The 12,471-nt window shown below is 64.2% G+C and carries 13 protein-coding genes; 6 read left to right on the plus strand and 7 right to left on the minus strand.

The genetic code is table 11. The annotated features are described in order from the left end of the window. Positions 1 to 124 precede the first annotated feature (124 nt). A complete protein-coding gene (locus BG60_RS13900) occupies positions 125 to 901 on the minus strand; it encodes an N-acyl amino acid synthase FeeM domain-containing protein (RefSeq protein ID WP_008353756.1) in 777 nt (258 codons plus the stop codon). A 554-nt stretch (positions 902 to 1,455) separates the two neighbouring features. Then, entirely contained in the window at positions 1,456 to 1,878 is a 423-nt protein-coding gene (locus BG60_RS13905) for a hypothetical protein (RefSeq protein ID WP_008353757.1), read from the minus strand. 325 nt (positions 1,879 to 2,203) lie between these two features. On the opposite strand from BG60_RS13905, the gene BG60_RS13910 reads away from it, so the two are divergent. Beyond that, positions 2,204 to 3,424 (plus strand): EAL domain-containing protein, encoded by a 1,221-nt coding sequence (locus BG60_RS13910; protein ID WP_144403698.1) that lies wholly within the window; start codon positions 2,204 to 2,206, stop codon positions 3,422 to 3,424. A 12-nt stretch (positions 3,425 to 3,436) separates the two neighbouring features. Here the strand turns inward: BG60_RS13910 and pip are convergent, their stop codons facing one another. After that, positions 3,437 to 4,426 carry a prolyl aminopeptidase gene (gene pip / locus BG60_RS13915; protein ID WP_008353760.1) on the minus strand — a complete coding sequence of 330 codons (990 nt, stop codon included), beginning with the start codon at positions 4,424 to 4,426 and terminating at the stop codon, positions 3,437 to 3,439. Between the two features lie 153 nt (positions 4,427 to 4,579). Between pip and BG60_RS13920 the strand changes: the two genes are divergently transcribed. Beyond that, complete coding sequence (locus BG60_RS13920; RefSeq protein WP_008353761.1) at positions 4,580 to 5,293, plus strand: lysophospholipid acyltransferase family protein; 714 nt, start codon at positions 4,580 to 4,582, stop codon at positions 5,291 to 5,293. Positions 5,294 to 5,300: 7 nt separating this feature from the next. Here the strand turns inward: BG60_RS13920 and BG60_RS13925 are convergent, their stop codons facing one another. Together BG60_RS13925 and pcaQ are read right to left on the minus strand one after the other, a co-directional pair. Next, positions 5,301 to 5,819: a response regulator transcription factor gene (locus tag BG60_RS13925; protein ID WP_235366236.1), complete on the minus strand. Its 519-nt coding sequence runs from the start codon at positions 5,817 to 5,819 to the stop codon at positions 5,301 to 5,303. Between the two features lie 53 nt (positions 5,820 to 5,872). Further along, the gene (pcaQ, locus tag BG60_RS13930; RefSeq protein ID WP_034471860.1) at positions 5,873 to 6,811 is read right to left on the minus strand and encodes a pca operon transcription factor PcaQ; all 939 of its coding nucleotides are present in this window, start codon (positions 6,809 to 6,811) and stop codon (positions 5,873 to 5,875) included. Positions 6,812 to 6,926: 115 nt separating this feature from the next. On the opposite strand from pcaQ, the gene pcaH reads away from it, so the two are divergent. The 3 genes from pcaH (at position 6,927) to BG60_RS13945 (ending at position 8,636) form a co-directional block, all read left to right on the plus strand. Then, positions 6,927 to 7,628: a protocatechuate 3,4-dioxygenase subunit beta gene (pcaH, locus tag BG60_RS13935; protein WP_033536333.1), complete on the plus strand. Its 702-nt coding sequence runs from the start codon at positions 6,927 to 6,929 to the stop codon at positions 7,626 to 7,628. 6 nt (positions 7,629 to 7,634) lie between these two features. After that, positions 7,635 to 8,243, plus strand: coding sequence for a protocatechuate 3,4-dioxygenase subunit alpha (gene pcaG / locus BG60_RS13940; protein ID WP_008353765.1), 609 nt, complete (start codon positions 7,635 to 7,637; stop codon positions 8,241 to 8,243). A gap of 87 nt (positions 8,244 to 8,330) precedes the next feature. After that, complete coding sequence (locus BG60_RS13945) at positions 8,331 to 8,636, plus strand: DUF2288 domain-containing protein (protein ID WP_008353766.1); 306 nt, start codon at positions 8,331 to 8,333, stop codon at positions 8,634 to 8,636. A gap of 48 nt (positions 8,637 to 8,684) precedes the next feature. Here the strand turns inward: BG60_RS13945 and BG60_RS13950 are convergent, their stop codons facing one another. Continuing rightward, positions 8,685 to 9,773 carry an AI-2E family transporter gene (locus tag BG60_RS13950; protein WP_033536337.1) on the minus strand — a complete coding sequence of 363 codons (1,089 nt, stop codon included), beginning with the start codon at positions 9,771 to 9,773 and terminating at the stop codon, positions 8,685 to 8,687. Between the two features lie 174 nt (positions 9,774 to 9,947). Between BG60_RS13950 and BG60_RS13955 the strand changes: the two genes are divergently transcribed. Then, on the plus strand, positions 9,948 to 10,475 hold the full coding sequence (locus BG60_RS13955) for an OmpA family protein (RefSeq protein ID WP_167561848.1): 528 nt from the start codon (positions 9,948 to 9,950) through the stop codon (positions 10,473 to 10,475). On the opposite strand, the gene BG60_RS13960 is transcribed toward BG60_RS13955, so the two are convergent. Further along, a complete protein-coding gene (locus BG60_RS13960; protein ID WP_008353769.1) occupies positions 10,465 to 12,468 on the minus strand; it encodes an acetyl/propionyl/methylcrotonyl-CoA carboxylase subunit alpha in 2,004 nt (667 codons plus the stop codon). The two genes, BG60_RS13955 and BG60_RS13960, sit on opposite strands and share 11 nt — an antisense overlap. Positions 12,469 to 12,471: the final 3 nt, after the last annotated feature.

Raw genomic sequence — 12,471 nt, forward strand, 5'->3', positions numbered from 1 at the left:
CGAAATGCGCCGGCGCAGACAGCGGCGGAGGCCGAAGCCCCGCGCGCCGCCGCTTTTGGCCAACCGGACCGCTCTTGGTCCGGTTATTCGCTATTACCGTCCTAAATACGATCGTCCGTTTCTTTTACCTGCCGTAAGCCATCAACGGAGCGTCTGGGCATCGTACCGGTTCCCAGTCAAAAGATAAATCTACAGAATGCAAATCGATGTCCGGGTGATGCGTGTTCACCATGTAATTGAAGAGCGGATGACGGGCTTCTTCCCAGCGCTGGCGCGCGGCTGCGACGTCCTTCGCGAGCACGCGATGCGGCAGCCCGCCGACATGCGACATCGGCAGGAATTTGTTGACGCCGAAAACATCCTTGAAGAGCATCGCCTCATACTCCCGATCCAGCGGCGTGCGCGCCGTGATCACCATGTAATCGATCCCGTGCAGTTCGCAGAACATCCAGAGCGCCTTGCACAGCGCCACTTTCACCACCCGCCCCACCATGCCGCCCGCGACGCCGAGACGCGTCGCTTCCGCGAGGCGGCTCGTCGCCAGATGATCCGGCAGACGCACCGACTGTTCGACGGCGAGCGGGCCGTACGCATTGGTCTGAATACGCATCGTCCCGAGCGGTGCGCCGTCGAGTTTCGATTCCGCGAGAAGCACCGCCGTGCCGCGATCGCGGTCCGACGGCTCGATCGTCATCTTTTCGGCGAATTCGGGCAGATGCCGCCCGTAGGCCGAACGTCTGATGCTCACGGCTTTCTGAAGTCCGCCATCGTCTTCGACGATACGGATAGTAAACGGCATGCGCTCCGTTTTCTGAAGCGCGGGGACGACCGTGAGAGTCGGGCGTACCGCCGATTCGGTCTGGTTAGCGGCGGCATTGTTGGCAAGGTTCAGACGTTCCATTTGTAAACCCCATTTTTTCTTGGCGATTGGAAAGGTGCCGCGTGTTGAGGACGTTTATTGGAGGGTTCCTTACACGGGCGGGTCGAGCCTCTCACGAAGTCGAAAAAGGGGGTGCGTGCTTGCCGCTGTTTCTCAGCAACTTTTGGGCTAATTCAGTGGAAGAAAGCTTCTAATCGGCGAAAAAGCCAATCGTCGGCCGCAGCCGCAAACCGAAATATGCATATGCCAGGAAGGTATATGCGCGCCCGATGAGGGTGAAAGAACGAGGGTAAGCAGCCACCGGCCGACGCGAGAGGCATTCAGGAGAATAGCGTTCGGCGAACAGTCGCGGAGCATCGCGTAAACGCTGGAAAACATTTAATAAAAGGGGTTCGGTAACGTTTGCTTACATTTTTCTTCGCAGATTCTGCGAAACCAAAAAAATGCAAAGTTTGGGATTGCCGAAAGGCGATCGGGGAGGACGAAAAAAAGCGGGCGTCCTTCCGAAAGGACGCCCGCTCTATCACGACATAATCGTGTCGGCAGTATGAAACGCGCTGAAGCGAATTAAAAAATCAGTCCTCTTCGTCTAGCCAGGGGATATCCACGTCGGTAATGAACGCGACCATCGCGAGCGGACGGCCTTCCTGCCGCCCGATATTGCCGTCGGCGCGTTGCCACTCGCAGCGGAAAATCGTCGCGGGCGTGTCGGCGAGCAGCGTGATGGTGCGGATTTCGTCCGGATCGTTATCCTCGACCGGACCGTCGAGCGACACGAGCAATTGCTGCGGCCAGACGCCGTCGGCCGGATCGTAGATCTTGTCGCCGTCGTGGATGACGACGTGCGCCTCGACGCCGATCGTCGCCGACGCCTCGACGATCATCTTGCCGAGCGCGCGCAGCACCGCGGTGGCGCGGCCCGAGTTGGCCTGGCGGATCGCGAGATCGCCGCGCGTCAGCGCCTGCTCGAGTTTGGGGTTGGTTTTCTGTTGCGCCATCTATCTCTCTCAAGGGGTTCGTTGCGACTTTCGACGGGCACGGCCCGGCTTAAGTTGCACGCGGATCGTAGCATTGCACCAACAAAGATAGGTCGCGCGGGCGTCGGCGGCAAACCGGAGACGACAAAGCCCGCTCGACGCATGGACGGATCGCGCTCAAGTTTGCACGCGACCAGCCGATATTGCGCTCATCCCCACCGAAACGCGTGACTGCCGTGCCGTTCATCGACCTGACTGCTCCTTTGTGCGTTCGTCCGCCGGCGCTCGCTTCCCGCATGCCGTCTCCGGGCACCGCCGTGCGGCCGCCGCGACAGCGTCCCTGAACGTGCTGACCGGACATACGGAGATCGTCGACGGCATCACGCTGCGCACGCATCTGCAACCGATCTACAGCCTGCCGCACCAGCGCGAGGTGGGCTACGAGGCGCTGTTGCGCGGCGAAGCCGAAGACCGCGCGCTAGTCGGACCGTTCGATCTCTTCGCGCGCGCGATCGTCGCGGGCAAGCTGACCGAGCTCGACCGCATGAGCCATCTCACGCACCTGCGCAACGCGGCGCCGATGCTGCCCGCCGCGCACTGGCTCTTCGTCAACATCAATCCGGCGACCTTCACCGATCCCGGCTATGCCGCGCGGCTCGCGGCGGCCACGCGCGCATCCGGTCTCGCGCCCGAGCAACTGGTGATCGAAGTGCTCGAATCCGGCGGCACGGACGTCGCGGAAATCGCGCGCGCGACGCGTTCCTTTCGCGCGCAAGGCTTTCTCGTCGCGGTCGACGATTTCGGTGCGGGGCATTCCAACATCGACCGGCTGCTGACGCTGCGGCCGGACATCGTCAAGCTCGATCGCAGTCTCGTGCGGGCGAAAAGCGCTCACATGCGCGACGCGTTGCTGCCGAAGCTCGTCGATCTGCTGCACGAGTCGGGCATGTTCGTGGTCGCCGAAGGCATCGAGACGCACAAGGATCTGATGCTGGCGGCGCGCTCGAACGTCGATTTCGTCCAGGGCTATCTGCTCGGCATGCCGTCGGTGCGGCTCGCCGAGCGCGGCGCGGTCACGCCGCTTTTCGAAGACGTGTTCGACACGCTCGCGCAGATGCGCCGCACCGAGCGCCTCGCGGGCGATCTGCTTCTGCTGCCCTATCGCGCGGGACTCACGCAGGCGGCGCGGCGTTTCGCGTCGGGCGCGACGGCCGAAGCCTCTTGCGCCGACCTGCTCGCGCAGCCGTGCACGCTGAGTTGCTTTTTCCTCGATCAGGGCGGCCGCGAGTTCATGCCCGGCCTGGCGGGCGCGGCCGCGAGATCGCCGACCGCGCGGTTCGCGCCGATCGCCGATCCGTCGACGGGCCGCTGGGACAATCGTCCGTATTTCGTCGATGCGCACGCGAAGCCGCAGCAGGTCGTCGCGAGCACGCCGTATCTCTCGGTGACGGGCACGTCGCTATGTGTGACGCTGACGATCGCGACGCAGCGCAACGCCAAACCGGTCGTGATTGGCGTCGATCTCGACTGGCGTCGCCTGAGCGAAGCGGCGCCCGCGATTCTCTGACTCTTCAGCGTCTCAGGCGGTCGCGCGCTTCGTCCGCGCGATCGCATCGGCCAGCGCCGCCGCGCCCGCGCGCAGCGCCGCGACATTGCCGGGCTCGAAAGTCCAGTGTCCCGCCGCATTCACGACGGTCAGTTCCGCGCCCGGCCAGTGAGCCGCGAGGTCGAGCGCCTGATCGGCCGGACACACCATGTCGAAGCGGCCATGCACGATCCGGCAAGGCAGATGCGCAATCCGCGCGATGAGCGGCAAGAGCGGGATCGGCGGCAGCTCGTTCGCCATGTAGTGCCGTTCGAGCAACGCCATCGAGATCGCCGCCGCGTTCGCTTCCGCGCTCGGACGTTTCTCTTCCTCGGCCGGTTCCTTCTCGGGCTTGTTGACGACGGAAAGCGTCGTCTCGTACTGCGTCCACGCGCGCGCGAGCCGCGTGCCGGCTTCGTCGAAGCGCGCGAGCGGCGCTTCGGTCATCCGCAAAATGTCCTGCCCGTTCGCGGGACGCTGGCCGCACGCCGCCTCGATGGCATCGAGGAACGCGCGATGCGCTTCCGGAAACACGCGCCGCACGTCCCATAGAAACCAGTCGATGTCCTCGCGCCGCGCGAGAAAGATGCCGCGCAGCAGAAAGCCCGTGCAGCGCTCGGGATGCGCGACGCCATACGCGAGCCCGAGCGTCGTGCCCCACGAGCCGCCGAAAATCGCCCATTGCTCGATCTGTAACGCGACGCGCAGCTTTTCCATATCGCCGACGAGCGCATCGATGCCGTTCGCTTCCAGCTTGCCGAACGGCGTGGACTTGCCGCAGCCGCGCTGATCGAAGAACACGACGCGCCATTTGTCCTGCTCCAGCACCTCGGCCCATTTGACGTTCATCGCGCCGCCGGGGCCGCCGTGCACGACGAGCATCACCGGCGCGTCGCGCGGGCCCTGCGCGCGCCAGTAGATCGAATGACCGTCGCCCACGTCGAGCATGCCTTCGTCGAACTGCACCGGCGTCTGATTTTCCATTGCGCTGTTTCCTTGCTGTGTGTTTCGTCGGGGTCCATTGTTGCATCGCTTCGATGACGCCGCATGACGCGAAACGCCGATCCGGGGCGTTTCACCCGATACGCTATGCTTGCGGATTCCCGCCGTTCATCCCACAGTCATTCACGAATCCCGATGCGACGCACCCTCGTCAAGTGGCTCTTTGCAACCTATCTGCTGGGCAGCGGCATCGTTTGGTCGATTCTGATCCTGCCGCTCTTTCCGTTCGTCGGCCGCAACGGACGTTACCGGCTCGCGAAGCTCTGGTGCCGCGCGATGGTCGTGATGATGCGCGTCATCACCGGCGTGACGTGCTCGATCGAAGGTCTGGAGCATCTGCCCGACGGGCCGTGCATCATCCTGTCGCGTCACGAATCGACGTGGGAAACGCTTTCGTTCATGGCGCTCTTTCCGCGACGCATCAGCTTCGTGTTCAAGCACGAACTCATGAACATTCCGTTTTTCGGCTGGGTGCTGCGCGGGCTCGACATGGTGAGCCTCGACCGCGGCTCGATCCGTCAGGCGCATACGGCCGTGACGCGCGAATGCGCCGCGCGGCTGAAAAAGGGCGATTCCGTCGTGATCTTTCCGGAAGGCACGCGCGTCGCGCACGATGCGCCGCTCAAGCTGGCGTCGGGCGGCGTGCGTCTCGCGTGCGCGACGAAGGTGCCGGTCGTGCCTGTCGTCCACGACGCGGGCAAGGTCTGGCCGGCGAAAGGGTGGCCGGATCGCGGCGGGCATATCCGCGTGATCGTCACGCCCTGCCTGCCGCTCGACTGCCAGATTCCGCAGGAATTGAACCGCCTCGCGCAGTCGCAAATGGACGATGCGCTCGCCGTGTTGCGCTAGACGGCGCTCAATACGGCGGACGTTTCTTTGCGGCGCACAAGCGGTTCACCGCGGCGATCAGCGTCCCCACGTCGACGGGCTTGCGCAAATAGCCGTCGTAGCTGACGAACGCCGGCGGGTTCGGATGCCCCGAAATCATCAGGAAAGGAATGTGCGCGAGCGACGCGTCGTTCTTCATCGTCTGGCAGAGCAGCGCGCCGCCCAAGCCCGGCATCATCCAGTCCGATACGACGATGTCCACGCTCTGTTCGCCGAGTATCGATAACGCCTTGTTGCCGTCGAACGCGCATAAGACATTGCAATCCTCGCCTTGCATAGAGAGGGTCCAGGCTTCGATGGTGGCGGGGTCGTCGTCGACGAGCAGTACAGTCTTCATCTTGCGAACTTGTTCGAGTGCGGCGCGTTTGTGCGGCGGGAGGTGCAGGACAAAGGCTGCCGGCAACATCGGTAGTGACTGCCGCCAAGGCCGATGGTTGCCGTCACCGCTTATCTGCAGCTTTTTGTCATAGTATTTCTTTCGCGCCAAATCTGCGCGGTAAATGCTGCTTCAGCAACTTGCGCGCCGCCCGGCGTCGGCGGTCATTTGCTCCCGGCGCGCGAGCGGCCGGCGTCGCGCAGTGCGTCGACGAGCGCCTCTTCCACCGGCGTGCGCGCGGCGTCGTTGCGGCGGATCAGGCCGATGGGCTCGTCGGTGCCCGCGAAGGGCATCGGCAGCGCGGCGAGCAGTCCGAGGCCGATGTCCTGCTCGACCGCGCCGGCCGGCACGAACCACACGGCGTCGTTGTTCATCGCGAGCGCGCGCCCAAGCGACACCGACAACGTTTCGACGAGCGCCGTCAGCGCGTGCGCGCCGAACGCGGTCAGCACGCTTTCCGCCGATTGACGGATCAGCGTGCCGAAAGGCGGCACGACGATCACGAACCGCGCGAGCAGCGCGGGCGTGAGCGGCGTTTCGAGCGTCAGCGGATGCTCGCGCCGCACGACCACCGCGAGCGGCTCGCGATAAATCTGCTCGAAGGACAGCCCGTGCATCGCTTCCGGCTCGGACAAGCGTCCGACGACGAGATCGACGTCGCCCGCCTTCAGCTTTTCCAGCAAGAGCGCGTTGGAATCGGTCCAGACGGACAGCGACACCGCCGGCCACTGCTGCCGGAACGATGTCAGCGCGGGCGAAAGCAGCACCGGCGCGACCGTCGGCAGAACGCCTATCGAAATGGATCCCGGCACGTCGCCACGTTCCCGCAGAAGCATGTCGACGCCCTCGCGCAGCGACGCCACGCACGCGCTCGCGTGCGGCGCGAAGAGCCGGCCCTCGCGCGTAGGCACCGCGCCGCGCCGCCCACGCTCGAACAGCCGCACGCCTAGAATGGATTCGAGCTCGCCGATCGTTTTGGAAACGGCGGGCTGCGTGATCGACAGACTATCGGCGGCGCGCTGCACGCTGCCGAGTTGCGTGACGGCCAGAAAACACTGGAGATGCCGGAACTTGACGCGGGTGTTGGTGAAATCGGTATCCATGACGATCCGTTATGCAAGATGGCACGAAACATCATTTTCCATAACTTGTGTCGTTCTATAAAGTAGCCGTCAGAAACATCCTATTCAACTTCCACAAATACAGGAGACAGTCGACATGACCTCCCCCATCCTCACACCGCGTGACTGGGAATCCCATCCCGCGTATCTGTCGCCGGGTTACCGGTCGTCGGTCCTGCGCAGCCCCGGTTTGCCGCTCATTCCGCTGAAGGAAAATCTGCGCAACCGCCGCGTGCCGGTCTACGGTGCTGAAGACTTGGGCGTGCTCGACAACGACCTCACCCGTAACGCCGCGAAAAACGGCGAACCGCTCGGCGAGCGGATCATCGTGACGGGCCGTGTGCTCGACGAAGGCGGCCGTCCGGTGCGCAACACGCTCGTGGAAGTGTGGCAGGCGAACGCCGCCGGCCGCTACGTGCACAAGGCGGACCAGCACGATGCGCCGCTCGATCCGAACTTCCTCGGCGCGGGCCGCTGCCTGACCGACGACGAAGGCCGCTATCGCTTCATGACGATCAAGCCGGGCGCGTATCCGTGGGGCAACCACCCGAACGCGTGGCGTCCGCAGCACATCCACTTCTCGCTCTTCGGCGAATATTTCGGCTCGCGCCTCGTCACGCAGATGTATTTCCCCGGCGATCCGCTGCTCGATCTCGATCCGATCTACCAAGGCATTCCCGAGCACGCTCGCAAGCGTCTGGTTTCGGCCTTTTCGATCGACACGACGCAGGAAAACTACGCGCTCGGCTACGAATTCGACATCGTGCTGCGCGGCCCGGACCAAACGCCGACGGAGTAACCGAACATGACCACGCTGAAACAGACCCCTTCGCAGACCGTCGGACCGTACTTCGCTTACGGCCTCGTTCCCGAGCAGTACAACTTCGATCTGAAGAGCCTCTTCACCGCATCGGCGGCGGATCGTGAAGTGCCGGGCGAGCATATCGCCGTCGTCGGCAACGTGTTCGACGCGGAAGGCAAGCCCGTCAACGACGCGCTCATCGAAATCGCCCAGGCCGATGCGAACGGCCGCTACGTGCAGAGCGCGCAGGAAGCGCGCGAGTCTGGCTTTCGCGGTTTCGCGCGCTGCGGCACGGGCACGGATCCGAAGCTGCGCTTCATCTTCGATACGGTGAAGCCGGGCGCAACCGCCGACGATTCCGCGCCGCACCTCGATGTCATCGTGCTGATGCGCGGCATGCTGCTGCACACCTACACGCGCATCTACTTCGAGGACGAAACCGAAGCCAACGCGAAGGACACCGTGCTGCAGAGCGTGCCGGCGGAGCGCCGTCATACGCTGGTCGCGAAGCGCGAAGCGGGCGCGTCGGCCAAGCCGGGTTCGTCGGGCACGATCTATCGCTTCGACATCCATCTGCGCGGCCCGAACGAGACGGTTTTCTTCGATCTGTAAAGTTTCTCGCAGCAGTCGTTCGAAACGAGGGCGTCCGGCACTGCGCTATAGTGTCGGACGCCTTTCGTTTTTCTCCGCACTCTTTCCATGTCCGACGCTCCCACGCCCAGCCCGCTCTACGTCAAGCTTCTCGCCGAAACCGCCCAGATCGGCTGGTCCGAGCTTGAGCGCTTTTTCGCGCAAGGCAAGCTCATCTGGGTGAAGGGCGATCTCGATCTCGTAAGCGTCGCGGAAGCCATCGCCAACGACGACAAGCAGCAGGTCACGCAATGGCTTTCGGCGGGACTCGTCGAACGCATGCAGGCCGAGACCGCCGCCGATGTCGCCGCGCGCGATCCGCAATTGTGGGCGGTGGTGCTGTCGCCGTGGGTATGCGTGCAGGAACGCGGGTGAACGGATGCAGTCGCGCTGCCTCGCGACACCGCAGTAAGCGCTGAAGCGCTAACTGCGGTTGTCGACGTAATCCGTCCACAGCACGACGAGAATCGTCATCAGCGCCGGGCCGATGAAAAGGCCGATCAGCCCGAACGTCTCCGCGCCGCCGAGAATGCCGAACAGCACGAGCAGAAACGGCAGCCGCGCCGATCCGCCGATCAGCACCGGCCGCACGAAGTGCTCCGCCACGAACACCACGATCAGCCCGAACACGGCGACGCACGCCGCCGCGATGGTCGAGCCTTGCGCGAGCAGCCATAGCGCCGAGCCGAGAAAGACGATCGGCGCGCAGAACGGCAGCATCGCCGCGACGGCCGTCAGCATGCCCAGCAGCGTCGCATGCGGCACGCCCGTCACCGCATAGGCGACGCCGAGCAGCGCGCCCTCCCCCAAGCCGACGACCACGAGCCCCACGACCGTGCTGCGCACCGATTCGGCCATCCGGCGAACGATCGCGGCGCCATCCGGGCCGAACGCGCGGCGCGAACCCGCGAGCAGTTGCTCGCCGAGCTTCGAACCCGCGAGAAACACGAAGAAGAGCGTCATCAGCATGAAGCCGAAGATGACGAAACCATGCACGACGCGCCCGCCGAAGTGCCGCGTCATCGCGACGACCGTCGCGCTATGCAGGTTCTTCACTGCGGGCGATGCTTCGAGCGGCGTCGCGAGATTCTCCTGCCACCAGCGCGCGACTTGTTGCGAACCCATCGGCAGATGCTCGATGAACGCGGGCATCGGAAGGCCGGTGCGCAGCACTTCGTGGAACCAGTGGAGCATGTCGCGCGCTTCGCTCACCGTCTGCGCCGCGACGATGAAAAACGGCACGACGAAAAGCAGGCCGATGGCCGCGGTCAGCCCGACAGCAAGCACGTTGTGATGCCGTCTGAACATGGGCCGGCGTTCGAGCCAGCCGAAAGCCGGCCACAGCGCAATCGCGATCACGCTCGCCCAGACGACCGCCGGAATGAAGGTACGCGCCGTATAGAGCGCGACCAGAACGAGCACGGCATAGAGCGCGGCGGAAGCGGTGCGCTGCATCTTTCGCGTGCGCTCGGATGAGTCCGGGGTCGGGTCGTTGCGCGGCTGGATCGGCATGGATGATGAGGCTCTGTTCGAGAGATCGATGACCGGCGAAACATGAAAGCTCGCCAGCATTGTAATCACGCACGAATCATTCCACTCGATGCGCGCAGTCAGGCAACGTTATTTACAGAAGGCACCTTTCGCGCTCCCTATAATCGAGACTCGATTTCGATGCAGGACTATGCAATGAAGGCAATGGCTTCGCGCGCAACGGTGGGCGCATGTGTGTCGCTCGCGCTGCTCGCCGGATGTTCAAGCGGGCTCAATCGGTCGAAGGAAGACCGGTTGAACGCGCAATACGGCATCACGATGTTGCCGGTCAAGGGAGGCGTGGAGATGCGCTTGCCGAACACGCCGCTCTTCGATACCGATGAATCGACGCTTCGCCGCAGCGATTCGCCGATGCTCGATCGCGCGGCGCAAGTGTTGAAGCGCAGCATGCGGCCCGTGCTGATCGAAGGCCATACCGACAACGAAGGCTCGCTCGCCTATAACCGCGCACTGTCGGCGGCGCGCGCCGATGCCGTCGCGCAGGCGTTGATCGCGCGCGGCGTGCCCGCCGAACGGATCACGACGAAGGGCATGGCGTATCTGCGGCCCATCGCGACGAACGACACCCGTGAAGGGCGCGCACTGAATCGCCGCGTGGAAATTCTCGTGCGCGCCGAGAGCGAAGAGACGCTGCTCGGCGCGCCCGCCAAGGTCAAGCGCTAGCGGCCTGCTCGACTTCCAGCACGAGCAATTGCGAGCCGTCGGCGACCTGATCGCCGACCTCGAACAGAATCTCGCCGATCTTGCCCGTCGCCGGAGCCACGATCGTGTGCTCCATCTTCATCGCTTCCATCACCATCAGCGGCGCGCCCTTCGTCACGGATGCGCCCGTTTCCACGAGCACCGCGATCACCTTGCCGGGCATCGGCGCGGTGAGACGGCCTTCGTGCTCGGCATCGCCCGCGTGCGCCATCAGGTTCTGCCATTCGAACTGGAACGCCGCGCCTTCGTGGAAGACGTGGAAGACGTCGCCGTCGGTGAAGACATGGCCTTTGATCAGCGCATCGTCGAGTTGCACCGCGAACGATGTCTCGCCGCTATGCGACCAGTCGAAGCGCGCGCTGGCATCGTCGAGACGCAGGCGCTTCTCGCCGTTCTTCGTGAACACGACCTTGAGCGTTTCGTCGGTATCGAGCGCGCGCCAGTTCAAATCCTGGCTGTAGCCGCCCGCCATGCGCCAGTGCGACAGCGCATCCCACGGCGAATGTCCGTGCGCCTCGCCGCCCTCGCGCGTGAGCAGCGCGGCGCATGCGAGCGCGAGCCCCTTCTTGCGCGAGACGTGCGTCGGCGCGAAGAGCGCATCGTGATGACGCTCGATCAGGCCCGTATCGAGATCAGCCGACGCGAACGGCTCGCTCTTCACGATGCGCTGCAGGAACTCGACGTTCGTCGACAAGCCGACGATCTCGCATTCCGCCAGCGCGCGCGCCATGCGGGCGAGCGCGTCGCGACGGTCGCGCCCATGCACGATCAGCTTCGCGATCATCGGATCGTAGAACGGCGTGATGGCATCGCCCTGACGCACGCCGCTATCGACGCGCACGTCGCCATCGATCGAAAACTCAACCGCGTGCGGCATGCGCACGTGCTTGAGCGTGCCCGTCGACGGCAGAAAGCCGCGCGACGGATTCTCCGCATAGATGCGCGCCTCGATCGCGTGGCCATGCACCTTCAGCTCGTTTTGCTTCAACGGCAGCGGCTCGCCCGCCGCCACGCGCAGTTGCCACTCGACGAGATCGAGGCCCGTAACCATCTCTGTCACCGGATGCTCGACCTGCAGGCGCGTGTTCATCTCCATGAAGTAGAACTGGCCGTCCTGCGTCATGATGAATTCGACCGTGCCCGCGCCGACGTAATTCACGGCGCGCGCCGCCGCGACCGCAGCTTCGCCCATCGCGCGACGGGTTTCGTCGTTGAGGCCGGGCGCGGGCGCTTCTTCCAATACTTTCTGATGGCGCCGCTGCACGGAGCAATCGCGATCGAATAGATAGACCGCGTTGCCGTGCTTGTCCGCGAAAACCTGCACTTCGACGTGACGGGGACGCAGCAGATACTTCTCGATCAACACGCGATCGTTGCCGAAGCTCGACGCCGCCTCGCGCTTGCACGACGCGAGCGCCGCCGCGAAATCCTCGCTTCTCTCGACGACGCGCATGCCCTTGCCGCCGCCGCCCGCGCTCGCTTTCAGCAGCACCGGATAACCGATGCGATCCGCTTCGCGCTGAAGCAGCGACGGATCCTGATCGTCGCCGTGATAGCCGGGCACGAGCGGCACCGATGCGGATTGCATCAGCGCTTTCGCGGCGGCTTTCGAACCCATCGCGCTGATCGCCTCGACGGGCGGTCCGATGAACACGAGTCCGGCTTTTTCGCACGCGTTCGCGAATGCTTCGTTTTCCGAAAGAAATCCGTAGCCCGGATGAATTGCTTGCGCGCCGGTTTTCTTCGCTGCATCGACGATGCGCTCGATGCGCAGATAACTCTCCGACGCCGCCGATCCGCCGACATGCACCGCTTCATCGCAGACATCGACGTGTTTCGCTTTGGCATCGGCGTCCGAATACACCGCGACGCTGCCGACGTTCAGGCGCTTCGCCGTCGCCGCGACGCGGCATGCGATCTCGCCGCGGTTCGCTATGAGTATTTTGTTGAACATGGC

Source organism: Caballeronia zhejiangensis (assembly GCF_000698575.1).
Lineage (GTDB): Bacteria > Pseudomonadota > Gammaproteobacteria > Burkholderiales > Burkholderiaceae > Caballeronia > Caballeronia zhejiangensis.